Consider the following 282-nt stretch of genomic DNA (forward strand, 5'->3'; position numbering starts at 1 on the left):
CGGAGGAGTTGGAGGCGCGTGGCAAGCGCAACGAGCAGGCGCCGTTCAATGCCGACGACCTGTTCTTCGCCGTCTTCATCAGCATCTGGGCGATCATTTTCTTCGGCAGCATCGCGGCCTCGGTCCTGCCGCCGATCTTCGGCCAGAAGCTCGGGCCCGGACGCTATCGCTGGCTCGGCATGACCTTCGAGCCGCACCGGCGGTCCTCATCCGGGGGCGGCTGGTCGTCCGGAAGCTCCGGCGGCGGCTGGTCTTCGGGTGGCGGCGGTGGCGGAGATCGGA

1 pseudogene is annotated in these 282 nt (G+C 68.4%); it reads left to right on the top strand.

The features are described from left to right. Positions 1–282 (top strand): annotated as a pseudogene (locus EN852_RS40205) (hypothetical protein); the annotation flags it as partial.

It is taken from the genome of Mesorhizobium sp. M2E.F.Ca.ET.209.01.1.1 (genome assembly GCF_004010375.2).
In the GTDB taxonomy this organism is placed as follows: Bacteria; Pseudomonadota; Alphaproteobacteria; order Rhizobiales; family Rhizobiaceae; genus Mesorhizobium.